Genomic DNA, 23,613 nt, shown 5'->3' on the forward strand with positions numbered 1-23,613 from the left:
GGAATGAATGCGATAGATTAAATATTAACGTAAAATGAGAAAAAAATAAAGATTAATTTTTTGGCAAATTTGTGTGCGTCATTGTTAAAAAAGGCTGGAATCCACATGAAATAAAGGATTCTGAGCTAGGAAAATATTTAAAATGAATTTTTTCCTAGATAAAGGAAACGTTTTCATAAATTAAAATAAAGGTAAATTTCATATAATTTATGTTAAAAGTAAGTTTCTGATGAAAGGAAAAAACCTGCGGCAGCCACCACAGGTTTTTCCGTTAGGATTCCCGGTTAAAATCGCATTCCTGTAAAGAAACGACTTTTGTCTTTTTCACAAATTTATAAATGAGCCATACGGCAATAAAGATGGGCAGGCCGATATACGAGACAAACACGCTTTCCCACTTAATATGGTCTCCCAGAAATGCCTGGTAGTTTTGCCCGAGAATGACGACCGTACAAACGGCAAACGCAAATAGCGGTCCGAATGGGAACCATCTCGAACGGTAAGGCAGGTCGCTCAACGCTTTGCCTTGCGCCACATATGCACGGCGGAACCGGTAATGGCTGATGGCAATCCCGAGCCAGGCGATAAAGCCGGATAAGCCGGATGCGTTCAGGAGCCAGTTGTACACTGCCCCGTCACCGAAGAAAGATGCAAGGAAAGCCACCGTTCCGACAAGCGCAGTGACAATCAGTGCATTCACCGGTACCCCGCGTTTATTCAGTTTTCCGAGGAATTTCGGCGCTTTGCCGTCACGCGCCAGTTCCCAGAGCATTCGCGTTGACGCGTACATACCCGAGTTGCCGGCAGAAAGAACAGCCGTTAAAATAATCGCATTCATGACAGAAGCAGCAAAGGCAATGCCGGCACGCTGAAATACAATTGTGAACGGGCTCATCGTAATGTCGTCGGCGGTTAGTCTCGAATCCGTGAACGGAATCAGCAGGCCGATGACAAAAATCGCCAGAATATAGAAAAGCAAAATTCTCCAAAAAACAGATTTCACAGCATGCGGAATGGTTTTTTCCGGATCTTCACTTTCACCGGCCGCAACCCCGAGCAGTTCTGTTCCCTGGAACGAAAACCCGGCTGCCATAAAAATCCCGAGTACGGCCAGGAATCCGCCGTGGACCGGGCCGTCTGCAATCGTAAGGTTATGGAAGCCGATTGCTTTTCCACCCATAATCCCGAAAATCATCAGTGCGCCGACAATGATAAAGGCAATGACGGTCACGACTTTTATGATTGCAAACCAGTATTCTGCTTCCCCGAACCCTTTTACAGATAAATAATTTAATAAGAACATGATGAGAAGGCAGGCCGCACTCCACACGATCGAAGGCGTATGCGGGAACCAGAATTTCATGATAATGGTTGCTGCCGATAATTCGGCCGCAATCGTGATCGCCCAGTTATACCAATAGTTCCAGCCAAGCGCAAATCCAAGTGCCGGGTCAACAAATTTCGTCGCGTACGTGCTGAAGGTGCCTGCAACCGGCATGTAGGCGGCCATTTCCGCAAGACTTGTCATTAAAAAGTACACCATGACGCCTATTAAGGCATAAGCGAGAAGCGCCCCGCCCGGCCCCGCGCTGTGGATTGCCCCGCCGCTTGCCAGAAAAAGCCCGGTTCCGATTGATCCGCCGAGGGAAATCATGGTCAGGTGGCGGGATTTTAATTTTCGCTTTAGTTTTGTCACTTCACCCTTTTTCGTAACGGGAACCGCTCCAGCTGTAGTGCTTTGCCCATGATAGAAGTCATCCATCCTTGATACACTCCTTTTTATATAGGAAGGAGCAGGGAATAAACAAAAATGCCGCAGTCGTGGAGACGCGGCATCAAAGCGTATACCCTCCATCAACCTTCCGAAGATAGCTCAACACATATGCGAGGGGGAATCGCATATGTGACAGTTCTGTTCCTGTTCGGAAACAGCCCCAACATGGCACCGCGGGATCCGGCACCACATTTCGGCAGCTTTTCCTTTCAACCGGAGTCTTAAACTTTACCCGTGTCTCGTCCGATTTACTCATAAAAGCTGCGACCTCTACCTCACCGGATTTGATGAGGATTTTTTTATTCAATTTGATTTACATATTATTATAGTTATGTTTTTAGGGAAAATCAATAGAAAAGGCAGCAGAACGGGGTGGCAAAAATAGGTGTTATATAAAATGGATTTCAGTTTTTACGTCAAGCCCGGCGCCAGTTTGCATGATTGACTTTTTGCAGCAGGCAACAGCGCGGCCATATTTTATATGCGGGCTTATTTTTACAAACATCTGCCTCTCTGTAAGAAAACGCCCGAGTGGGATTGTTCGTTTTCATAAACCGGCTGGAAAGGAGGGGAGCCGAGACAGCAGGGGGACAGCCATGATTTGTGTTTTTTTCAAAAAAACCTTTACATCTGCCTGCTTTTTTGTATAATACATATGAAAGTAAACTTAAAGTTTAACAAAACAAAACTTCCTTGCCTTTGAGTTTACAAATGCTAAACAAAATGGAAGGTTTTATGATGGAGATCGGGAAAAAAATTAAAAACTTAAGGTTAAAAAAAGGACTCACCCAGGAGGAACTTGGAGAGCGTACGGATTTAAGCAAAGGCTATATTTCCCAGCTTGAGCGGGATTTAAGCTCCCCTTCGATTGACACGTTTTTTAATATATTGGAAGTACTCGGCTGCACGCCGAAAGAATTTTTTGATGAAGAAGAGCGTGAACAAAAGGTCGTATACGGGGAAGAAGACCAGACCGATTATCTCGATGAAGAGCGCGGTTATAAAATCCAGTGGCTCGTCCCGGAATCGAATGAAAAGGAAATGGAACCGATCCTGCTTACGCTTGAGGAAAAAGGGGAGTTTAAAACGTTTGAACCTTCTTTATCGGAAACCTTTGCCTATGTACTGGAAGGCCGGATTGCGGTGCGGCTTGGCAAACGCCTGTACCGTGCGAAAGCCGGAGAAGCCATTTATTATCATGCATCCGATGAGCATCAGATCCTGAATGACGCGGAAGGCCGGTCCAGGCTTGTACTGGTTGCCACGGAATCGTATCTGTAAGCTGAACATAGAAGAGGAGGACAGCAATGAACAGCGATATCATCATTCGTTTTGAACATGTCACAAAACAATACGACGATGACCCTGCTATTTTGGATGACGTCAGTTTTGAAATAGAACGCGGAAAATTTTACACTCTGCTCGGACCGTCGGGTTGCGGAAAAACAACGATTTTGCGCCTGATTGCGGGATTTATTGCGCCGACAAAAGGAAATATTTACATCAATGGAAAAATCGTGAATGACGTGCCAGCCAACCGGCGCCAGGTCAATACCGTTTTCCAGGATTATGCGCTATTTCCTCATTTAAATGTGTATGAAAACGTCGCATTTGGGCTGCGCATTAAAAAAATGAAGGCAGCTGTGATTGAACAAAAAGTAAAAGAAGCCTTGAAGTTTGTGAATCTGGAAGGCTATGAAAACCGGGAAATCAGCGAAATGTCAGGCGGGCAGCGGCAGCGTGTTGCGATTGCGCGCGCGATTGTCAATGAACCGGAAGTGATTTTGCTGGACGAACCGCTTTCCGCGCTTGATTTGAAGCTAAGGACAGAGATGCAGTATGAACTGCGTGAACTGCAGCGCCGCCTTGGCATTACGTTTATTTTTGTCACGCACGACCAGGAAGAAGCGCTTGCGATGAGCGATGAAATTTTTGTCATCAATAACGGGAAAATCCAGCAGAGCGGTACGCCGACCGATATTTACGATGAACCGATCAACCGCTTTGTCGCGGACTTTATCGGCGAGTCCAATATCCTTCCGGGAAAAATGATCAAGGATTTTGTTGTGGAATTTAACGGCCGTGCGTTCGAATGCGTTGACCGCGGCTTTCATCCGAACGAGCCGGTTGAAATTGTCATCCGCCCGGAAGATTTAGAAATCACGACACCGGAAAAAGGGAACTTGAAAGTGCGGGTGGATACGCAGCTGTTCCGCGGCGTCCATTATGAAATTTGTTGCTACGATGAAGAGGGAAATGAATGGCTTGTCCACTCGACAAAAAAAGCAAAAGTCGGGGATACGATCGGCCTTTATTTTGAACCGGAAGCGATCCACGTGATGAGATTCGGCGAAACAGAAGAGGAATTCGACCGGCGCCTGGAAGCGTACGATGAGGTCCGGCCATGAAAGTAAATGCACGCACTTTTTATCTCGTTCCGTATTTGCTGTGGATCCTTCTTTTTGTAATCGCGCCGATTTTGCTCATTCTCTATTATTCTTTTTTTGATATTGAAGGGCATTTGTCGCTTGTCAACTATGAAAAATTTTTTACGCCTGTTTATTTGAAAATGGCGCTGAGCTCTTTTTGGTATGCGTTTTTGATTACGGCGTTTACGCTTTTGATTTCGTATCCGACGGCCTATCTTTTGACAAGATCGCGGCATAAGCAGCTCTGGCTCTTATTAATCATTTTGCCGACATGGATCAATTTGTTGTTAAAAGCGTATGCGTTTCTTGGGATTTTCGGCACATTCGGCCCGGCCAACTCGTTTCTTGAATGGATGGGCATTGGGCAAAAGCAGATTTTATTTACAGACTTCAGCTTTTTGTTTGTGTCTACTTATATTTTTATCCCGTTTATGATTTTGCCGATTTATAACGCGCTTGAAGAACTGAACCCGGTCTTTATGGATGCGGCGCGCGATCTTGGCGCCTCGAAATGGACCACGTTCCGCCGCGTTGTGTTTCCGCTCACGCTGGACGGTGTCAAATCAGGGTGCCAGGCTGTCTTTATTCCGTCTCTGTCACTCTTTATGATTACGCGCCTGATTGCGGGAAACCGCGTCATTACGCTCGGTACGGCAATTGAGGAGCATTTCCTTGTCACACAGGATTGGGGCATGGGGTCTACGATCGCCGTCTTTTTGATCATTGCCATGGTCGTCATTATGATTGTGACTGGCAACCGGAAGTGAGGGATGAAGTTGAAAAAAAGATGGAAATGGTCAAACTTATATCTGATATTTGTGTTTATCGTCCTTTACGCACCGATCTTTTATTTAATGTATTATTCGTTCAACAAAGCAGGGAACATGCATGAATTTAGCGGTTTTACATGGGAATGGTACAAGGAAGTGTTCCAGGACACGCGCCTTATGATCATTGTCATCAACACGCTTGTGATTGCGCTACTCGCATCCGCGATTTCAACGGTGATCGGTGTGATGGGGGCGCTCGCGATCCGGTTTGTGAAAAGAAGAAGAACGAAAAATGCGCTGCTTTCGCTCAATAATGTGCTGATCGTAAGCCCTGACGTCATTATCGGTGCATCGTTCCTGATTTTATTTACGATTGCAGGGATCAAGCTCGGGTTTACATCCGTTCTCGTTTCGCACATCGCTTTTTGCATTCCGATTGTTGTGCTGATGGTGCTGCCGAAACTGCAGGAAATGAGCCCGACTTTGATTGATGCGGCGCGCGACCTTGGGGCAAGCCAGTGGGATGTGTTGTCGAAGGTGATTCTCCCGTATATTACGCCCGGTATTTTTGCCGGTTTTTTCATGGCGCTCACGTATTCGCTCGATGATTTTGCCGTCACCTTTTTTGTCACCGGCAACGGCTATTCGACGCTTTCCGTTGAAATTTATTCGCGGGCACGCCAGGGGATTTCACTCACGATTAACGCGCTGTCAACGCTGCTCTTCTTCTTCTCTATTATCCTTGTGATCGGGTACTACCTCGTGAACCAGCGCCAGGCCCGTACGAACGGAATGGGGGTTAAAAGATGAAACAGCTGCTGCGTGTTTTTATTGCGATAATCGTTGTCGCCCTTGCCCTGCAATTTCTCGCTGGGCGCATGAACCAAACGGAAGGCTATGCAGGCGGAAATACGCTCACGATTTACAACTGGGGGGATTATATCGATCCCGCCTTGATTAAGAAATTTGAAAAGCAGACCGGCATCAAAGTCATTTATCAAACTTTCGATTCGAACGAAGCCATGATGACCAAAATTTCCCAGGGTGGTACAACGTTTGATGTTGCGGTTCCATCCGAGTATATGATCGAAAAGATGAAAAAGGAGAACTTGCTGATTCCGCTTGATCATTCGAAGCTGCCGAACTTGAAATATATCGATTCGCGCTTTATGGATTTGCCGTTTGACCCGAAAAATCAATACTCAGTGCCTTATTTCTGGGGGACGGTCGGGATTGTGTATAATTCAAGTATGCTCGGTGGCAAAAAAATTACAAGCTGGGACGACCTGTGGGATCCCGATTTGAAAAATCAGATTCTGCTTGTGGACGGCGCCCGCGAAGTGATGGGGATGGGGCTCAACAGCCTGCATTACTCGCTGAATGATACGAATGAAAAACATTTGCAGCAGGCAAAAGCAAAACTTGACCGGCTGATGCCGAATGTGAAAGCGATCGTCGGCGATGAAATCAAGATGCTACTGGCCAATGAAGAAGCTTCGCTCGGGGTTGTCTGGTCGGGGGATGCGGCTGAGATCATGTCAGAGAATAAAAAGCTGAACTATGTTGTGCCGAGCGAAGGCTCCAATCTCTGGTTCGACAACATGGTCATCCCGAAAACAGCGAAAAACGTGGATGGCGCCCTGAAGTTTATCAATTTTATGCTCGATCCGAAAAACGCCGCGCAAAACGCCGAGTATGTCGGTTATTCAACGCCGAACAAAGCGGCTCTGAAGATTTTGCCAAAATCGATTTCCGGCGACCGCCGTTTTTATCCGGATGCTGCACTCACAAAGAAACTGGAAGTATATAAAAACCTTGGCAAGAAAAAACTCGCCCGCTATAATGAGCTATTTTTGGAATTTAAAATGCATACCAAATAACGAAAGCCGTCCCGGATGCGCGGGGCGGCTTTCAAGTTGATCACGGGCGAAAATAACCGGCGGAATGTCTTTTGAAGCGGACACAGACATCACTCGGGTGGTGATTGAGATATTTTTTGGAGGTTTGAAAAGGCCAAAAGCGGCTTGGTTGGTGTTCGAAATGTCCTTTTGGGGGTTTGAAAAGGCCAAAAGCGGCTTGGTTGGTGTTCGAAATGTCTTTTTGGAGGTTACAAAAGGCCAAAAGTGGCTTGGGTAGTGTTCGAAATGTCTTTTTGGAGAGCTCAAAAAGACAAAAGGAACCCGGGCAGTGATCGAAATGTCCTTTTGGAGGGCTCAAAAGGAATCCGGGTAGCGATCGAAATGTCCTTTTGGAGGGTTCAAAAGGACAAAAGTGGCTTGGGTAGTGTTCGAAATGTCTTTTTGGAGGTTTGAAAAGGACAAAAGTGGCCTGGTTGGTGTTCGGAATGTCCTTTTGGAGGCTTCAAAAGGCCAAAAGCGGCTTGGGTAGTGTTCGAAATGTCTTTTTTGAGAGTTCAAAAGGACAAAAGGAATCCGGGCAGCGATTGAAATGTCCTTTTGGAGGCTTCGGGACCACTGAAAAAGTCAATCTGAAAATTCAAAATAATTATATGTACAATAAATTGAAAAAAAATACCCCCAGTATTTGGTATAATAAAGTTATACTACAAACCAAAACCAAACTGGGGGTATCTATCATGCTTAAAGAAAAAGATAATCAATTAAGCATCTATTCCATATTATACGATAAAATTCCTAGTTAAGTCCGTATAATTGTGTAAAAAGGGTTATCTGAATATGAGGGAATATGGAGTATAGGGGCTGTTTTTCTGGAGGGGGCTGGCCAGCCCCCTCCAGAAAAACAGCGGGATTTCATTTCTCTTGCCGTCTCTATCATTTTTTTATAGAAAATGAGCCAGAGCCCATCATCTCAGTTAGAATAGAGTTAACCAAAAAACTAAATTTCTAAAGGAGAGATTCAGGGATGGCTCAATTACAGATTACTCTAGATGAACAACTTTTGCATCAATTATTTCTTGGCGATTCAAAAGAATCGGGTATAAATGCCCTTTTGGAGGCGATTTTGAATCAAGTTCTGGAGGCACAGGCCAGCGAACAGCTGAAAGCCGAAAAATATGAACGTAATGAAGCTAGAATTGATTACCGAAACGGCTCCTACCCCCGCCAACTAAAAACCCGCGTGGGAAAGCTCTCTTTGTACGTTCCCAGGCTGCGCAACGGTCATTTTTCAACTGATCTCTTTCAGCGTTATCAGCGTAGTGAACAAGCACTGGTCCTGTCTTTGATGGAAATGGTGATTAATGGTGTTTCTACGCGCCGTGTCAGTCAAATCACCGAAGAGCTCTGTGGTTCAGACTTCTCGAAGTCGACCGTGTCGAATCTTTGTGGGCAGCTGGATCCCGTGGTTACGGGCTGGAATAACCGTCCCCTAGAGGGCAGCTATCCGTTTCTGTTTGTGGATGCAATTTATACAAAGGTGCGTGAAAATGGCCGTGTCCGTTCCCGGGGTGTATTGATTAGCTATGGTGTCAACGAGAAAGGCTATCGATCGATTCTTGGCCTAAAAGTCGATGACAGTGAAAGCACAGAGGCTTGGAAGAATTATTTTGATTGGCTAAAATCTCGTGGACTAAAGGGCGTAGATGTAATCGTTAGCGATGATCATGGCGGTTTAGTCAGCGCTGTTCAAAAAGCGTTTCAGGGAGCAACGTGGCAAAGATGTCAAGCTCATTTTCTGCGTAACGTACACGATCGGCTTCCAAAACATTTAGAGAGCGAAGGAACTGAACAAGTGAAAGCCATTCTCCACGCTCCAGACATTGAAACAGCACACACACTACTTCAGTCCTTTCTGAATACTTATCAGGATAAAGCGCCTAAAGTGACTGAAATGGTAGAGGAAGCCTTTGACGATGTCACTGCAGCACTCTCACTTCCGGAGCCGTATCGTCGTCGCCTGAGAACGACAAACGGCATGGAACGACTCAATGAAGAATTTCGCCGTCGGGAACAGGTTATCCGTATTTTTCCTAACCGGGATTCCGTAATCCGGCTAATGGGTTCTGTTCTCATGGAAAAGGATGAAAAATGGGCAGAAGGACGCCGCTATTTGAAGATGGAAGACTATTTTGAATGGAAAGCCAAACAACCGAAATCGTCTGACCAATCCAACAAAGCGACAGACATTTATTCGGGTTAATTACTCTATCCCGACTGAGAGGAATTTACACACAAAAAAAGACTTGACCAAATTCCTGAAAATCATACACTTAAATTATTAAGAGATGAAGTGGATTTTAGTTTTATCAATAAAATGCTTGAAAAAACTTACTGTAAAGAATATGGAAGGCCAGCAAAAGAGCCCGAACTTATGGTTAAAATCTTGGTGTTACAAAAACTCTATGACTTATCTGATGAGAAAGTTATAGAAAATTGCTCATTAAACCTTGCATATATGTATTTTTTAGGAATCAATCCGGAAGACGACCTCCCTCACCCAAGTCTTTTGGCAAAATTTCGTAAAAGTAGATTAGAAGGCAATCTCACTATAGATGAAATTATTATTGAAATCATAAACCAATGCATTGAAAAAGGAATTTTACAAAAGGTTTCTGGTATAACGATTGATTCCACTCATACAGAAGCCAACACCAAAAAATATAGACCGGAACGAGTCATGAAACAATTAGCGAAAAAAATCTTTAAAACCGTTAAAGAAGAAAACGGAGAAATACCAAGTGAAATCAACCAAGAAATCCCTGATTATAAAGAAATAGAAAACCATGATGAAGCTAGAAAAACAATGAAGTCCTATCTTGAAGAAACGGTATCAAAGGTAGAAGAACTAGTTGAACTGGAGAAAGCACCTGAAACAAAAGCACTCGTTAATAATGCGAAAGAAATTTTAGCAGACCCGAAGTTTATGGAGCAAAAAGGGGTACGATCGATTGTCGACCAAGAAGCGAGAATAGGGTATAAAAGCAAAAATGATCCTTTCTTTGGTTATAAAACGGAATTTATGATGACAACAGAAGATCGAATGATTACAGCTGTTCATACTGGTAATGGAGCTTATGTGGATGGAACGAAGTTTGATGAATTATTAGAGTTAACCAAGAAAACGAGAATAAAAATACCAGAAGTATATGGTGATAAAGCCTATTTTAAAAAGCCAATCTTAGACAAAATCTCTGAACTTAAAGCAAAGGCATACATCCCTGTAAGTGAAGCTGCATATCGCATAGACGAAGAAAGATTCAGTTATAACAAAGATTCTGACGAGTGGTTCTGTAGTCAAGGAAACAAAACAATCAAAAAGAAACACTATATAAGAAAATGTGGAAAAGAAACGTATAATTACTATTTTGACAGAGAACAATGTAGAAATTGCCCAATGCGAGAAGTTTGCATAACCGGAAAAACAGTCGGAAAAGTATTAGGGGTCGGAATCAACACCCCAGAATTTTATGAGTATAGTCAACAACAGAAATCGGAGGGATTTAAAGAGAAGTATAAAAAAAGAGCATGCCAAGAAGGGAAAAATGGCGAAATGAAGAATTTCCACGGGTTAGATCGTGCCAAATGGTACGGTCTAAAAAGCATGGGCTTACAAGCCAAGCTAACAGCCTTGGCAGTAAATTTAAAGAGGATAGCCGCCATACTATCCTCTAAAAAGGCGAATTATAGCCAAACATTTGTCATTTTTACTAATTTCTATGGTAAAGAGTACCATTTACAGAAAATTTCTTACACTACACAGCAAATTTTACATAAAAAAATGGCTTTTTTCAGTGGTCACGGAGGCTTCAAAAAGACAAAAGGACCCCGGGTAGCGATCGAAATGTCCTTTTGGAGGTTTCAAAAAGACAAAAGTGGCCTGGTTGGTGTTCAAAATGTCTTTTTGGAGGTTTCAAAAGGCCAAAAGCGGCTTGGGTAGTGTTCGAAATGTCTTTTTGGAGAGTTCAAAAGGACAAAAAGAACCCGCCCACCAATAGAAATCCTTCATCGAGATTATGAAAGACAAAAGAGAGACGGCAGCCCTCGGAAATGTCCTTCATCCCGCGCATGAAGGACAAAAGGGGATCCGCCCGCCCTCGGAAATGTCCTTGATCGCGGGCATGAAAGACAAAAGGGACCCCGCCCGCCCCCAGAAATGTCCTTCATCACAGGCATGAAAGACAAAAGGGGATCCGTCCGCCCGCAGAAATATCCTTCATCGCAGCCATTTGGGCGACCGCGTACTCGGCCATAAAAAAAGCAGGGTCTGGCCCCACTTTCGCCTTACGCTCTTCTTTTTTCCATATCAATATACAAATTTCGGTATGCGTTCGATTCCGCTTGCATGCCGAGTTCGTGATAAATTTTTGACAACCATTTGACCGGGGCGGGGTCGTTTTCCCGCAACTCCATTTCCCAGCTGAAACAGTCAAGCGCTCTGTCGTACTGCCCAAATTCAAAATACAATTCCCCGAGCAGGGATTGCTTGTCGGGATCGTCCGCCATTTGGTGCATTTGCTCCACTTTGCGGATGGCCGGCAAATGCCCGGCTGCTTTCTTGAACGGAAGCAGCCATTCCAGTATATAGGAAGTGTCCCGGTGCTGTAACAAATAGGAAATGCATTTTACCACGAATTTCTCTGCCTGTGCCGGATGCCCGGAAAAGAGCGGGGCAAGCCGGTTCAGTGCTTCTACATCTGTTTCACCATCATCCGGGCTCCATGATTCAAGCATCTTTTCCACTTTTTCTGCCTGTTTCGCACTCAACTGAATCTGTTCCTCAAGCATCATCGGGATCATTTTTTCCAGTTGTTTTGTCTCAATATAAAACTTTAGTAAATCTTGCTGCAGCGGTTCAAACTGCCGGATGCGGGCATAGAGATTTTCCAAAATGGCCATTTTTTCCGCCTCTTCGAAATGCGCGTCCAGCCGTTCAAGGAGCGCTTTGTAACCGGTATCGGTCGGCGACGATTCCATTTGCTCAAGGCTTAACGCGATTTCGTCCGCCCACCGGTTTTGCGCACGTAGTAGGTCGCAAAGTTTTGCAAAAGCTTCGGCATCCGGCATTTTCTCATATAAAAGTTTTTCGGCATAAAGGGGGTCTTTCCGGATCAGTTCGGGTGAATAGGATTGAAAGAGTTTGTCGTACTTAATCAGATTTAAATCGCGGGACATTTGCTTGACCCAGCTTTGCTTCGGCGCAAAGTCTTTTAAAATGCGAAGGATGCGCGCGCACTGCAATAGCTGGCCATTGCGGCGGTATTCATAAAAGATGGATTGGATATATTCAAAGAGCTTCCGTTTCGGGACAAACGATTCGAAAAACGTGGCAATCCAGGCGGCTTCAAGTGGCGGGAACAGTTTCTCCATTTTGCCAGTAAGCTGGGCAAAATGAATGGTTTTAAATGAGCAACCCGGCTGGAAAAGCAAATCAATCAGCGGATGGGGAGGCTCGAGCACAATGCAGTCACGGAAAGCCTGTGCCACTTTGGACCCCCGTTTGATTTTGGTTGCGGGTATCGCGTTCAAATAATGGTCCTTGTAAAAAAACACATACCACAGGCGGCCATCACCACCGGTTGCCTCGACAAATTTGCTCTGCAAAAAAACGGCCATCCTTTCTATATCCGCGTGAACCACATGTTTGCGGTCTGTAATGGTCAATTGGGCTGCCATAAAATCCCCTCCTTGATAGTTTGATTATACCATACGAGAGCGGGATTGCGACCATCGGATATTTCGTAACAGGTTTACGATGTTGAAGGATCGCAGGCCGTTTCAAGAAAGATTTTAGGCCCGGTTTTGGCTCTGAACCACAAGTAAAAGGTTCGTGGCCTCTCATCTGTGCAAAGTAAAAAATCCGCTGCATGGGGGAAATGCCAATTTTTAAATGAACAGGGTTAAATTGCCAAACGAAGTGATATGCGTTCCGGCCCCGGGTCAGCATTTCAGTACCTTCACGAAAAAACTTCGCGTACGTCCTTTTATTTAGTGTTTGCTGAACAAATCCGATTCTGAGTTGGTACCCAATTTGTCAACAAGATCTGTCTCAAATATAGCCTTTCTTCACATAGAACGCGTCTAAGTTAAGGAAGCGCAGAAAAACGAAGGTCTTCCTTCACATAGAGCCCGTCTACGTGAAGGAAGCGTGGAAAAACGAAGGTCTTCCTTCACATAGAGCCCGTCTACGTGAAGGAGGCGTGGAAAAAAGGAGGTCTTTCTTAACGTAGAGCCCGTCTACGTGAAGGAAGCGCGGAAAAAAGAAGGCCTTTCTTCACATAGAACGCGTCTACGTTAAGGAAGCGCAAAAAAAGGAGGTCTTCTTTAACATAGAACCCATCTAAGTTAAGAAAGCGCGAAAAACGAAGGTCAATCTTAACATATTCTAATCATTGAAACAGCTTTCAATCACAAAGTTTTCCTATATTTTGCATTTAAAGTTTCACAAAATCCTCAGCATCCCTTGCCGATTCTGTAGGTTTTGCTTATTCAGCAAGCCCTATTTCATGTGCAAATTTTTACTCTGCCGTGTTCCATGACGAAGCAAACAAAACAGTTTCTGCAGCCGCCAAGCAGATGCAGGCATATCCGGGAAGGATGGAAAAGAACGATAAGAGTTACAATTTCTTACAATCCAAATTTTTTCTTAATTTGTTATATTTCTATATTGATAAATTTTCAATGAAAAGTATAATAGAATTATGCAATTATCCAAAAATTCTTGGGGAGGATGAGAAATGAGCATCTTTCAGACAAAAGCAATCGCAAACCTTGTAGAAGGGACCCAGGGCAAGCAAGGGCTGAAAAAAGCGCTTGGTGCACTCGATCTCACTTTGCTCGGGATCGGCGCCATTATCGGCACAGGGATATTCGTGCTGACAGGTGTGGCTGCAGCAAACTATTCCGGCCCTGCACTCGTTATTTCCTTTATCCTGTCGGGGCTCGCATGTGGATTTGCTGCCTTGTGTTATGCAGAATTTGCATCAATGGTGCCGGTTGCCGGAAGTGCTTATACTTACGGGTATGCGGCGCTGGGTGAATTTTGGGCATGGATTATCGGCTGGGATTTGATTTTGGAATACGGCCTGGCTGTTTCAACCGTTGCGATCGGCTGGTCCGGATACGCCGTGAACTTGCTTGGAAATCTCGGAGTTCATCTGCCAAAAGCGCTGACGCTTGCACCGATGGACGGTGGCATTGTCAACCTGCCGGCCATTCTCATTATCGCTCTAGTTGCCTGGCTGTTGTATTCAGGGGTCCAGCAGACATCTCGCCTGAACGGCATCATCGTAGCCATAAAAGTAGCCGTTGTCCTGCTGTTTGTGGTGCTTGCTGTCGCACATGTGAAACCGGTCAACTGGCATCCGTTTATGCCGTTCGGATTTAAAGGCGTGCTTTCGGGCGCAGCGGTTATTTTCTTTGCTTACATCGGCTTTGATGCTGTATCGACAGCTGCAGAAGAAACGCGCCGCCCGCAAAAAGACGTGCCGCGCGGAATTTTGTTCTCCTTGTTAATTTGTACCGTGTTGTATATCATCGTTTCCGCCATTTTGACAGGCGTTGTCAAATTCAGCATTTTCAGCAGGCCGGAAGCTGCTTCTGCTCCCGTTGCGTATGCATTGCAGCAAATTGGCATTCACTGGGGTGCGGCACTGGTTTCCGTTGGGGCCATTTGCGGGATTACTTCCGTATTGGTTGTTATGGCATACGGGCAGACGCGTGTATTGTTTGCCATGTCGCGTGACGGACTTTTGCCTAAAATTTTTTCAAAAGTCAGTGAAAAGAGAAAAACTCCAGCGACTTCAACTGTTTTGGTCGGAATCGTCACCGCGATCACAGCCGGGTTCCTCCCGATCAATATTGTGGCTGAGATGACCAATATTGGGACGCTTGCTGCATTTGTGATTGTATGCGTGGCAGTCATTGTGCTCCGCTATAAACGCCCGGATCTGGAACGTCCGTTTAAAACACCGCTTGCCCCGGTTATACCGGCTCTCGGTGCAATTACTTGCGGCATATTGATCGCAAGCCTACAGCCGGCAACCCTGATCCGCTTCGTTGTCTGGTTCGCAATCGGCATGGTGATCTACTTCGGATACAGCATCCGCCACAGTGAGCTGCAACAAGAAGCGAAAAAAACAGCGTAAAACCAAAAATAGATGGCCTGTTTCAACAGGTCATCTATTTTTTTGAATTTTTTGCGTTTTATTATTTATCGTTCACAACAATGTAAGCCGCTTTGACTGGCCCGTGCACGCCGACGATCAAGTTCATTTCAATGTCAGCAGAGTTGCTTGGGCCGGTAATAAAATTGATGCATGACGGGACGGTTTCCCCGTTTTTGATCTTTTCGCGGATCTGTAAGGCGGCCTGCGTCATGCGCGGGACAATCGTGCTTTTCGGTACAATCGCGATATACGTCTTCGGCAGCAGGCTGACCGACCGGCCGCGTTCTTTGCTGCTGAACAAAACCACTGTGCCGGATTCCGCCAATGTGATATCACTGAACGTAATCCCGACATTCGCTTTTTCGCACAGCGCAATATTTTTTTCGCCGATTTCGGGATCCCAGACATGGGTTTCGATTCCCATTTCCGGCCAGCCTTCCTCAATCAGCGGGGTTAAGCCGAATTCCCCGAACCGCTTGTCATTCCAAAGCGAGACAGGCCCGCCGCCGTACAGTTCTACGACTTCGTTTAATTTTCCGGGCAAAGTTTTTGCATCCGTTTCAAAAAAATCAACATGGACACTGAGCGACTGCTGGCGCAATACTTCCAGCAGTTCCTCCTGGTTTGCATTTGGCAGTACATCATATTGCGGCTTATGCTTGTAATCCGGACGGGCAACGCCGGATACAACCGGTTTGCGGCCGAGCCTGCCGGCAATATTATTTAAAAATGCATCCCGGTTTTGGATGGCTCCGTTCATTTTTTCTGCCCCCTGTCTTTCTCCCGCTTTTCAAACCAGTCACGGAAAGGTTCTTTGTTCGGCGCAGGGAAATCGCGCACATCCGTCCACGGTTTCATCGGCCCCGGTCCTTTATGGATCAAATCGTCTTTTAAAAACGGACGGACGACTTTGGAAGCCATTTTTGCCCCGGCCCCGTAAAGTCCAGGTTTTGAAGCGCCGACGCCGAACGCTTTCATCAACAGCCGTTCTGCTACCGGTGAGCGTTTTTCTTTTTCCGCGATCACTTGGCGGTGCTTAATCAAAAGCTCATGCAGCGGAATTTTCACCGGGCAGGCTTCTGTGCAGGCTCCGCAAAGCGAAGAGGCGTACGGGAGTTCTTTGTATTTGTCGTATCCGCCTAAAAGTGGGCTTAATACCGCGCCGATCGGTCCTGGGTAAATGGAGCCGTACGAATGGCCGCCGATATTCCGGTAAACCGGGCATACATTGATGCAGGCTGCACAGCGGATGCACTGCAGCACCTGTTGGAATTCCGTCCCGAGAATATCGGAACGCCCGTTGTCGACAATCACGAGGTGGAATTCTTCCGGCCCGTCGACTTCGCCTGCTTCTTTCGGGCCGGTCACAGTTGTAATATAGCTCGTCAGCCGCTGACCGACCGCGCTCCTCGTTAACAGGCTCACCAAAACTTCGAACTCTTCGTAAGTCGGGACAAGCCGTTCCATCCCCATCACAGCGATCTGTGTTTTCGGAAGGGTTGTGACCATGTCGGCATTCCCTTCATTTGTGACAAGGCCGACCGAACCGCTTTCGGCAATGGCAAAGTTACAGCCGGTAATCCCAATTTCCGCCGATAAAAATTCTTCGCGCAAAACTTTACGTGCAAACGCGGCCAGTTCCTCCGGTTTTTCCGTGCCGGTATAGCCGAGACGGTCGCGAAACACGTCGCGGATTTGATCTTTGTTTTTATGCAAAGCCGGCGCGACGATATGGGAAGGATGGTCGCCGGCCACCTGTAAAATGTACTCGCCGAGGTCGGACTCGACAACAGTGCTGCCCGCTTCCATCAGGGCTTCATTCATGCCGATTTCTTCCGTCACCATCGATTTCGATTTAATCACTTTTTTCGCGTTTTTTTTCTGCACGACTTCCTTAATATACTGGCTCGCTTCTTCAGCGGTCTGGGCAAAGAAGACATGGCCGCCGCGTTTTGATACATTTTCGCTTAATTGATATAGATAATAGTCCAGATTGTTTAAAACGTGTTGGCGAATTTCTTCACCGAGCGAACGCCATTCTTCCCAGTTTCCGAGTTCATTGGCTGCCGCCAGCCGGTTGGTTTGCAGCCGTTCCTGGGCACTGCGGACGGCACCACGCATAAAATCATCGTTGATGCCTTCTTCGACCCTGCCTTTAAATTTTTCATCACTAATCGATAAACCCATTTTTTTCACCCCTTTGCCGTTTTTTAATCTCTGCTGTTCAAAACTTCTGCAATATGCATAATTTTCATCGGTTTGCCTTTACGCGTCATCCGGCCGCCAATATTCATTAAACAGCCGCAGTCGCCGCCGATTAAAACGTCAGCACCGGTTTCTTCGACGTGCTCCACTTTTTCGTCCACCATTTGCTCGGAGATTTCGCTCATTTTCACGGAGAACGTGCCGCCGAACCCGCAGCATGACAATGCATTAGGCAGTGGCACAAATTCAAGGCCGTCCACATGTTTTAACAGTTTCATAGGCGCGTCTTTTACTCCGAGCAGGCGCGTCATATGGCATGATGGATGGTAGGTGGCCTTTGCGTGCAGGCTTGCCCCGACGTCTTCCACTTTTAATACATCCACGAGAAATTGTGTAAATTCGTATGTTTTCGCAGCGAGCGCTTTTGCTTTTGGTTCCCACACCGGGTCGCCTGCAAAAATTTCCGGGTATTCTTTAAACATGTATGCGCATGAGCCGGAAGGAGATACGACGTAATCTGCGTTTTCGAACGCTTTCATCATTTGTTTCATCGCAGGTTTTGTATCTTCCAGATAACCGCTGTTATAGGACGGCTGCCCGCAGCAAATCTGGCCTTTTGGAAGATCAACTTCACAGCCCTGCCGCTCCAGCACTTCCACCATTGCTTTCCCGACATCCGCTTTGAACATGTCGACAAGGCAAGTGATGAACAAACTCACTCTCACAATATTCACCTTCTTAAAGTATTAGGTCAATCATCAGATGACCGGATTACAGTTATTATACTCCTTATAGTGAAAACTTGGCAATGAAAGAAATATAGGTTTTAAAACTTTTGCCCTACGAAACGGCAGTTCTGATTGGTTTCCATTCCGGAATCGAAAAGTTAATTCCATTCTATATATTTATTTTAATGGAAAGATACAAATAAAACACCTGATTTACCGCTTTTTTTCGGTACGGTCGCAAACTTGGAGATCAGGTTTTACCCTGGATTGGTTAGCATTTCCTTTTCTCTCCATCCGGCAGCATTGCCTGATTGATCTTGTCCTGACATCCCCGGTTTTGGTTTGTGCACTTGTAGGCTTCCCATCAAATTCCAAATCATTGTTTTACCACATTAGTAATTTATCACTTTACCAAGATAAAGAAATGCGTTAAAATAATGACATAAAATGAAGCGAAACCAAACCAACACAGAGGGTGAACATATATGAATAAAAAATGGGGACTTTGGACTTTAACCACGTTCGTTGTCGGCAATATGGTGGGCGGCGGGGTCTTCATGCTGCCGGCTAATCTCGCAAATAAGGCAGGGGCGCTCGGTTCAACACTTGCGTGGGTGCTGACCGGCTTTGGTGTTTTGATGATTGCGCTCGTGTTCGGAAACTTGGCCATCCGGAAACCGGAACTGAAAGCAGGACCGCAAAGCTACGCACAGTCGCTTTTTAAATCGAAACAGGCAGGCCGGGTCGCCGGCTACAGCATGGCATGGGGCTACTGGGCAGCGAACTGGGCGGCAACGGCTTCCGTCATTATTTCGTTTGCGGGTTATTTAACGACATTTTTCCCGATTATGCAAAGCACGAAAATCCTGTTTACGCTCGGATCTTTCCAAATGGAGACCGGAAAATTTTTGACATTTGCTGTGTGTACAGTCATGCTTTGGGGGATTCAATCGATTCTGTCGCATAGCTTTAACAGCGGCGGAAAAATGAATCTTGTCGCGACGGTCACAAAAGTACTCGGCTTTATGATGTTTATCGTCATTACCGTTTTTGCATTCGATGCCGCGAACTTCGGCAATGCGAAAGCTTTTACCGATGCGGACGGCCACGCTGTTTCTCTCTTCGGGCAAATTAACGGCGGCGCCATCTCCACATTGTGGGCGTTTATCGGCATAGAATCGGCAGTAATGCTGTCAAACCGCGCCAAATCACAAAAAGATGTGAAAAAGGCAACACTTCTCGGCCTGTTGATCTCGATCCTGATTTATGTCGGCATTACACTACTGACAATGGGCGCTTTGTCCCAGGCGGAACTGCGCGTTTCACATAAACCGCTTGTCGATGCGCTCGGTCAGGTGCTCGGTGCAAACGGCCAGTATATATTAGCCGCACTGGCGCTCATTTCCTTGTTTGGTTCAACTGTCGGCTGGATTATCGTCAGCTCCGAAGTGCCGTACCAAGCGGCAAAGGCCGGCCTTTTTCCGGCATTTTTCGGGAAAACGAACAGAAAAGGATCACCGTCCCGTTCGCTGCTGGTCACGAATATCATGACGCAAATCTTTTTATTCTCCACTGTGTCGGACACCATTTCGGAAGCGTATGATTTTGCCATTGTCGTGGCAACACTGGCTTATTTGATCCCGTATCTTGTATCGGTTATTTACCAGTTGAAGCTGGTGGCAGCCGGTGAAACTTATACGTCGCTAGGCGCTCGCACAACAGACGGTATCATTACCGGTATTGCGCTAGTGTATTCGGTATGGGTCATCATTACCGGCACTGCCGATTTAAAAACGTTCTTCCTCGGCATCGGGCTGTTTGTCATCGGCCTGGTTTTATACCCGGTTTTGATGCGGGAAAATAAAGTATATAAAGAGGTGCTGGAGTAACTGCGACCCGTTGGGAAAACTGCTTCCTGACGGGGCTCCTTTGCTTAGGCTAGTCACCCGGCCACAGCTACGGCGAGATGACTCAGAAGTGGAGGCGGGTTGTAACCCCATTTCTTAGGTTCCTTTCTTGGCCGGTTTCCAACGGTCCGCCACTATGACCAGTTGATTCAAGTGGAGGCGGGTTGTAACCCCGTTTCGCAGTCTCCGTTCTTGTGCCGGTTTCCAAGGGATCGACACTATGGCGAGATGATTCAGAGGTGGAGGCGGATTGTAACCCCATTTCGATTCTTGTGCCAGTTTCCAATGGTCGGTCCGCCGCTATGGCGAGATGATTCGGACGGAGACGGGTTGTAACCCCCATTTCGCAGTCTCCGTTCTTGTGCCGGTTTCCAACGGTCCGCCACTATGACCAGTTGATTCAAGTGGAGGCGGGTTGTAACCCCGTTTCGCAGTCTCCGTTCTTGTGCCGGTTTCCAAGGGATCGACACTATGGCGAGATGATTCAGAGGTGGAGGCGGATTGTAACCCCATTTCGATTCTTGTGCCAGTTTCCAATGGTCGGTCCGCCGCTATGGCGAGATGATTCGGACGGAGACGGGTTGTAACCCCCATTTCGCAGTCTCCGTTCTTGTGCCGGTTTCCAACGGTCCGCCACTATGACCAGTTGATTCAAGTGGAGGTGGGTTGTAACCCCATTTCGATTCTTGTGCCAGTTTCCAATGGGCTGCCACTATGCCCGAGATGATTCGGACGGAGACGGGTTCAACCCCCATTTCGATTCTTGTACCGGATTCCAATGGATCTACACTATGGCCAGATGATTGGAACAGAGGCGGTTTTCAATCCCCGTTTCGCAGTCTCCATTCTTGTGCCGATTTTCAACGGTCCGCTATGGTCAGATGGTTCGGAAGCGGAGGCGGGTTTTAATCCTCTCATTTCGCAGGCTCCCATCAAAAAGAAAAGGATGCCCTATAAAGGACATCCTTTTCTTTTTACAAACTCATCTTCAAAATTTCCCGCACATCTTCCTTGCCCAGTTTTTTAAAGTTGCCGATCGGGCCGAATGGCAAAGCTTTTTCTGCCATGACGTCGAGCTTGTCATCGCCGATATTGTAATCTGCAAGCCGGCTTGGCGCGCCGATTTCGTTAAAGAAAGCGCGGACTGCATCAATGCCAGCAAGTGCAATTTCCTCATCCGTTTTCCCTGCAGGATCCACGCCCCATACCTCAACGGCAAACCGTTTGAAACGCGGGATATTTTCTTTATAGACGTACTTCATCCAGTTCGGGAAGATGATCGCAAGCCCGCCGCCGTGCGGGATATCGTAAACAGCGCTGACGGCGTGCTCGATCGAGTGCGTTGCCCAGTCGGTTTCCACGCCGGTCGCAAGCAGGCCGTTGAGCGCAAAAGTGGAGCTCAGCATTAAGTTTGCGCGCGCATCATAGTCCTCAAGGTTTTGCAGCACTTTACGCGCATTTTCGATCACTGTTTTCATAATCGTTTCTGCAAAACCGGTTTGCAGCGGAATTTCTTTTGTATGCGAAAAATATTGCTCAAATACGTGCGAGAGCGTATCCGAAATGCCGTAAACAGTCTGGTTACGCGGCACGGTAAACGTATTTTCCGGGTCTAAAATCGAGAACGTCGGGAAAGTCATGCTTGCTCCGTGTTTTTGTTGCGTTTCCCAGTTCGTAATCACCGAGCCTTTATTCATCTCTGAACCCGTCGCAGCCAGCGTCAGCACAGTGCCAAGCGGCAGCGCTTTTTCCACTTTCGCCTTTCTTTCGTAAAAATCCCATACATCGCCGTCATACAGGGCACCGCCTGCGATTGCTTTCGAACAGTCGATGACGCTGCCGCCGCCGACAGCAAGAATCCAGTCGAGTTCATTTTCGCGGATCAGGGAGATGCCTTTTTTAACGGTGGACAGGCGCGGATTCGGTTCAACGCCCGCAAGTTCGCGCACATGGCAGCCTTTCTTCTCAAAAATTGCCTGCAATTTGTCATACAAGCCGGAACGTTTGATGCTGCCGCCGCCATATACAAGCAAGATCCGTTTTCCGAGCTGGTCGATTTTTTCATCGAGCTTTTCGAGCTGCCCTTTTCCGAAAATCAGTTCAGTCGGGTTGTAAAACGTAAACGGGTTCATCCAATTCCCTTCTTTCTTTGGAGTTTTACAGACAGATTGTACCACATTTTAGGATGCGCCAATCATTTTAAAAGCTTGCATGAGGAAAACAGTCCTTTTCGTTTAAAATTTGAAAGCGCGTTCTGACCGGTATGTAAGAAAACCTGACAACAAATATAAAAATTTTAAAAAAATTAACGAAAAAGTATTGAAAAAATGGCTGACATCACATATGATAATTTATATAACAAAGATGCGTTATAAAATCTAACATCAGAAAGGAAGAGGCAAATGGTTCCTGCAGATTCGGTCTTTATGTTTGTATCGACGGCGCTTGTTTGGGTCATGACACCTGCGATTGCGCTGTTTTACGGGGGGATGGTGAAAAGCAAAAACGTTTTAAGCACCGCGATGTACAGCTTCGGTTCGCTTGGGATTGTATCGGTATTATGGATTCTTGTTGGTTATTCGCTGGCGTTTTCAACCGGCGGCAACGCGATTCTCGGCGATTTAAGCTGGGCGGGGCTGCACGATGTCACGTTTAAACCGAATGCAGATTACAGTGCGACGATTCCGCATAACTTATTCATGATGTTCCAAATGACGTTTGCGGTTTTAACCATTGCCATTATTTCAGGCGGTTTTGTCGGACGGATGCGGTTTTCGGCATACTTGATTTTCATTTCCTTATGGTGCGTGCTCGTCTATGCGCCTGTTGCCCACTGGGTATGGGGCGTTGGCGGCTGGATCCGCAACCTTGGCGCACTCGACTTTGCAGGCGGCAATGTGGTTCATATTTCTTCCGGCGTGGCGGCCCTCATCCTCGCGCTTGTGCTCGGAAAACGGAAAGAATCCGAGACCGGACGGCATAACTTAATGCTTGTCCTGATCGGCGGCAGTCTCCTTTGGCTCGGGTGGTTCGGATTTAACGTTGGAAGTGCCTTATCGTTAAATGAAGTTGCTATGTATGCTTTCATCAATACCAATACTGCGGCGGCTTGCGGGTTAATCGGCTGGGCCGCGGTGGAATGGATTGTCAATAAAAAGCCGACATTGTCAGGCGCGATCTCGGGCGGCATTGCAGGGCTTGTAGCGATCACGCCGGCAGCCGGGTTTGTAACGCCAATGGCTTCGATCCTGATCGGCCTGGTTGGCGGCATCGTCTGCTTCTGGGGCGTCACGTATTTGAAATCGAAACTCGGCTATGATGATACGCTGGATGCATTCGGCATTCACGGCATCGGTGGCACATGGGGCGGCATTGCAACCGGCCTGTTCGCCTCTAAAGCGGTCAATTCTGCTGGCGCGAACGGTTTGTTCTACGGTGATCCGTCGCTCGTCTGGAAACAGCTCGTCGCCATTGTGTCCACCTATATTTTCGTTGGTATTGTCTCCTTTATTATCATCAAAGCGATCCAATTGTTTATGCCGATCCGTGTTGATGAAGAAGCGGAAAAAAGAGGTCTTGATATTACGTTGCACGGCGAACATGCTTACGGCCAGCCGTACGAAGATGCGGTTTACGAACAGGCTGCAGCAAAATAATAGAAGAAAAGAGCAGGTATATCCGCTTTTTCCAGGCTGCCGGGACATTCCCGGCGGCTT

General features: G+C 46.6%; 18 protein-coding genes, 1 pseudogene and 1 riboswitch. Of the genes and pseudogenes, 11 read left to right on the forward strand and 8 right to left on the reverse strand.

From position 1 onward, the window contains the following. Window positions 1–271: 271 nt before the first annotated feature. On the reverse strand, window positions 272–1,762 hold the full coding sequence (locus NST70_RS01770; protein WP_017550893.1) for an amino acid permease: 1,491 nt from the start codon (window positions 1,760–1,762) through the stop codon (window positions 272–274). Window positions 1,763–1,861: 99 nt separating this feature from the next. After that, a riboswitch (Lysine riboswitch) is annotated at window positions 1,862–2,055 on the reverse strand. A gap of 457 nt (window positions 2,056–2,512) precedes the next feature. Here NST70_RS01770 and NST70_RS01775 point away from each other — a divergent pair. From NST70_RS01775 to NST70_RS01810, 8 genes and pseudogenes are all read left to right on the forward strand, one after another. After that, window positions 2,513–3,055 (forward strand): XRE family transcriptional regulator, encoded by a 543-nt coding sequence (locus NST70_RS01775; protein ID WP_026684611.1) that lies wholly within the window; start codon window positions 2,513–2,515, stop codon window positions 3,053–3,055. Window positions 3,056–3,081: 26 nt separating this feature from the next. Then, a complete protein-coding gene (locus NST70_RS01780) occupies window positions 3,082–4,182 on the forward strand; it encodes an ABC transporter ATP-binding protein (protein ID WP_017550890.1) in 1,101 nt (366 codons plus the stop codon). Then, window positions 4,179–4,970, forward strand: coding sequence for an ABC transporter permease (locus NST70_RS01785; RefSeq protein ID WP_035182646.1), 792 nt, complete (start codon window positions 4,179–4,181; stop codon window positions 4,968–4,970). Before NST70_RS01780 ends, NST70_RS01785 begins: the two co-directional genes overlap by 4 nt. A 3-nt stretch (window positions 4,971–4,973) precedes the next feature. Further along, window positions 4,974–5,783: an ABC transporter permease gene (locus NST70_RS01790; RefSeq protein WP_017550888.1), complete on the forward strand. Its 810-nt coding sequence runs from the start codon at window positions 4,974–4,976 to the stop codon at window positions 5,781–5,783. Then, window positions 5,780–6,853, forward strand: coding sequence for an ABC transporter substrate-binding protein (locus NST70_RS01795; protein WP_035182645.1), 1,074 nt, complete (start codon window positions 5,780–5,782; stop codon window positions 6,851–6,853). Before NST70_RS01790 ends, NST70_RS01795 begins: the two co-directional genes overlap by 4 nt. A gap of 443 nt (window positions 6,854–7,296) precedes the next feature. Continuing rightward, window positions 7,297–7,635 carry a hypothetical protein gene (locus NST70_RS01800; RefSeq protein WP_342475578.1) on the forward strand — a complete coding sequence of 113 codons (339 nt, stop codon included), beginning with the start codon at window positions 7,297–7,299 and terminating at the stop codon, window positions 7,633–7,635. A gap of 221 nt (window positions 7,636–7,856) precedes the next feature. Beyond that, on the forward strand, window positions 7,857–9,092 hold the full coding sequence (locus tag NST70_RS01805; RefSeq protein WP_026684065.1) for an IS256 family transposase: 1,236 nt from the start codon (window positions 7,857–7,859) through the stop codon (window positions 9,090–9,092). Window positions 9,093–9,143: 51 nt separating this feature from the next. Continuing rightward, window positions 9,144–10,565, forward strand: a pseudogene (locus NST70_RS01810) (IS1182 family transposase); the annotation flags it as partial. 608 nt (window positions 10,566–11,173) lie between these two features. On the opposite strand, the gene NST70_RS01815 reads toward NST70_RS01810, so the two are convergent. After that, entirely contained in the window at window positions 11,174–12,565 is a 1,392-nt protein-coding gene (locus NST70_RS01815) for a hypothetical protein (RefSeq protein ID WP_342475579.1), read from the reverse strand. Window positions 12,566–13,626: 1,061 nt separating this feature from the next. Here NST70_RS01815 and NST70_RS01820 point away from each other — a divergent pair. Next, entirely contained in the window at window positions 13,627–15,036 is a 1,410-nt protein-coding gene (locus NST70_RS01820) for an amino acid permease (protein WP_014096311.1), read from the forward strand. A 61-nt stretch (window positions 15,037–15,097) separates the two neighbouring features. Here the strand turns inward: NST70_RS01820 and NST70_RS01825 are convergent, their stop codons facing one another. Genes NST70_RS01825 through NST70_RS01835 form a run of 3 tightly spaced genes read right to left on the reverse strand, consistent with a single transcriptional unit; the run spans window position 15,098 to window position 17,987 of the window. Then, entirely contained in the window at window positions 15,098–15,817 is a 720-nt protein-coding gene (locus tag NST70_RS01825) for a lactate utilization protein C (protein ID WP_014096310.1), read from the reverse strand. Beyond that, window positions 15,814–17,244: a LutB/LldF family L-lactate oxidation iron-sulfur protein gene (locus NST70_RS01830; protein ID WP_017550637.1), complete on the reverse strand. Its 1,431-nt coding sequence runs from the start codon at window positions 17,242–17,244 to the stop codon at window positions 15,814–15,816. Before NST70_RS01830 ends, NST70_RS01825 begins: the two co-directional genes overlap by 4 nt. Before the next feature lie 23 nt (window positions 17,245–17,267). Next, window positions 17,268–17,987, reverse strand: a complete 720-nt coding sequence (locus NST70_RS01835) for a (Fe-S)-binding protein (protein WP_017550636.1) — start codon at window positions 17,985–17,987, stop codon at window positions 17,268–17,270. Between the two features lie 488 nt (window positions 17,988–18,475). Between NST70_RS01835 and NST70_RS01840 the strand changes: the two genes are divergently transcribed. Continuing rightward, on the forward strand, window positions 18,476–19,879 hold the full coding sequence (locus tag NST70_RS01840) for an amino acid permease (RefSeq protein WP_061087278.1): 1,404 nt from the start codon (window positions 18,476–18,478) through the stop codon (window positions 19,877–19,879). A 318-nt stretch (window positions 19,880–20,197) separates the two neighbouring features. Here NST70_RS01840 and NST70_RS01845 read toward each other — a convergent pair whose 3' ends face one another. The 3 genes from NST70_RS01845 to NST70_RS01855 form a co-directional block, all read right to left on the reverse strand. Continuing rightward, complete coding sequence (locus NST70_RS01845) at window positions 20,198–20,491, reverse strand: hypothetical protein (protein ID WP_342475581.1); 294 nt, start codon at window positions 20,489–20,491, stop codon at window positions 20,198–20,200. Window positions 20,492–20,686: 195 nt separating this feature from the next. Beyond that, window positions 20,687–20,815 carry a hypothetical protein gene (locus NST70_RS01850; RefSeq protein WP_268810711.1) on the reverse strand — a complete coding sequence of 43 codons (129 nt, stop codon included), beginning with the start codon at window positions 20,813–20,815 and terminating at the stop codon, window positions 20,687–20,689. A 56-nt stretch (window positions 20,816–20,871) separates the two neighbouring features. Next, window positions 20,872–22,029, reverse strand: a complete 1,158-nt coding sequence (locus NST70_RS01855) for an iron-containing alcohol dehydrogenase (RefSeq protein WP_017550634.1) — start codon at window positions 22,027–22,029, stop codon at window positions 20,872–20,874. A gap of 270 nt (window positions 22,030–22,299) precedes the next feature. Between NST70_RS01855 and NST70_RS01860 the strand changes: the two genes are divergently transcribed. After that, complete coding sequence (locus tag NST70_RS01860) at window positions 22,300–23,553, forward strand: ammonium transporter (protein WP_061564838.1); 1,254 nt, start codon at window positions 22,300–22,302, stop codon at window positions 23,551–23,553. Window positions 23,554–23,613 lie beyond the last annotated feature (60 nt).

The sequence above is a fragment of the Weizmannia sp. FSL K6-0777 genome (genome assembly GCF_038593185.1).
GTDB classification, from domain to species: domain Bacteria; phylum Bacillota; class Bacilli; order Bacillales; family Bacillaceae_C; genus Weizmannia; species Weizmannia faecalis.

What these genes read in the sequence shown, in the direction of transcription:
- NST70_RS01860 (WP_061564838.1), top strand. Translation starts at nt 22,300, where the DNA reads ATGGTTCCTGCAGATTCGGTCTTTATGTTTGTATCGACGGCGCTTGTT.
- NST70_RS01850 (WP_268810711.1), bottom strand. Translation starts at nt 20,815, where the DNA reads ATGAGAGGATTAAAACCCGCCTCCGCTTCCGAACCATCTGACCATAGC.
- NST70_RS01815 (WP_342475579.1), bottom strand. Translation starts at nt 12,565, where the DNA reads ATGGCAGCCCAATTGACCATTACAGACCGCAAACATGTGGTTCACGCG.
- NST70_RS01820 (WP_014096311.1), top strand. Translation starts at nt 13,627, where the DNA reads ATGAGCATCTTTCAGACAAAAGCAATCGCAAACCTTGTAGAAGGGACC.
- NST70_RS01790 (WP_017550888.1), top strand. Translation starts at nt 4,974, where the DNA reads ATGAAGTTGAAAAAAAGATGGAAATGGTCAAACTTATATCTGATATTT.
- NST70_RS01840 (WP_061087278.1), top strand. Translation starts at nt 18,476, where the DNA reads ATGAATAAAAAATGGGGACTTTGGACTTTAACCACGTTCGTTGTCGGC.
- NST70_RS01775 (WP_026684611.1), top strand. Translation starts at nt 2,513, where the DNA reads ATGGAGATCGGGAAAAAAATTAAAAACTTAAGGTTAAAAAAAGGACTC.
- NST70_RS01795 (WP_035182645.1), top strand. Translation starts at nt 5,780, where the DNA reads ATGAAACAGCTGCTGCGTGTTTTTATTGCGATAATCGTTGTCGCCCTT.
- NST70_RS01845 (WP_342475581.1), bottom strand. Translation starts at nt 20,491, where the DNA reads ATGGGGGTTACAACCCGTCTCCGTCCGAATCATCTCGCCATAGCGGCG.
- NST70_RS01825 (WP_014096310.1), bottom strand. Translation starts at nt 15,817, where the DNA reads ATGAACGGAGCCATCCAAAACCGGGATGCATTTTTAAATAATATTGCC.
- NST70_RS01830 (WP_017550637.1), bottom strand. Translation starts at nt 17,244, where the DNA reads ATGGGTTTATCGATTAGTGATGAAAAATTTAAAGGCAGGGTCGAAGAA.
- NST70_RS01805 (WP_026684065.1), top strand. Translation starts at nt 7,857, where the DNA reads ATGGCTCAATTACAGATTACTCTAGATGAACAACTTTTGCATCAATTA.
- NST70_RS01780 (WP_017550890.1), top strand. Translation starts at nt 3,082, where the DNA reads ATGAACAGCGATATCATCATTCGTTTTGAACATGTCACAAAACAATAC.
- NST70_RS01785 (WP_035182646.1), top strand. Translation starts at nt 4,179, where the DNA reads ATGAAAGTAAATGCACGCACTTTTTATCTCGTTCCGTATTTGCTGTGG.
- NST70_RS01855 (WP_017550634.1), bottom strand. Translation starts at nt 22,029, where the DNA reads ATGAACCCGTTTACGTTTTACAACCCGACTGAACTGATTTTCGGAAAA.
- NST70_RS01770 (WP_017550893.1), bottom strand. Translation starts at nt 1,762, where the DNA reads ATGGATGACTTCTATCATGGGCAAAGCACTACAGCTGGAGCGGTTCCC.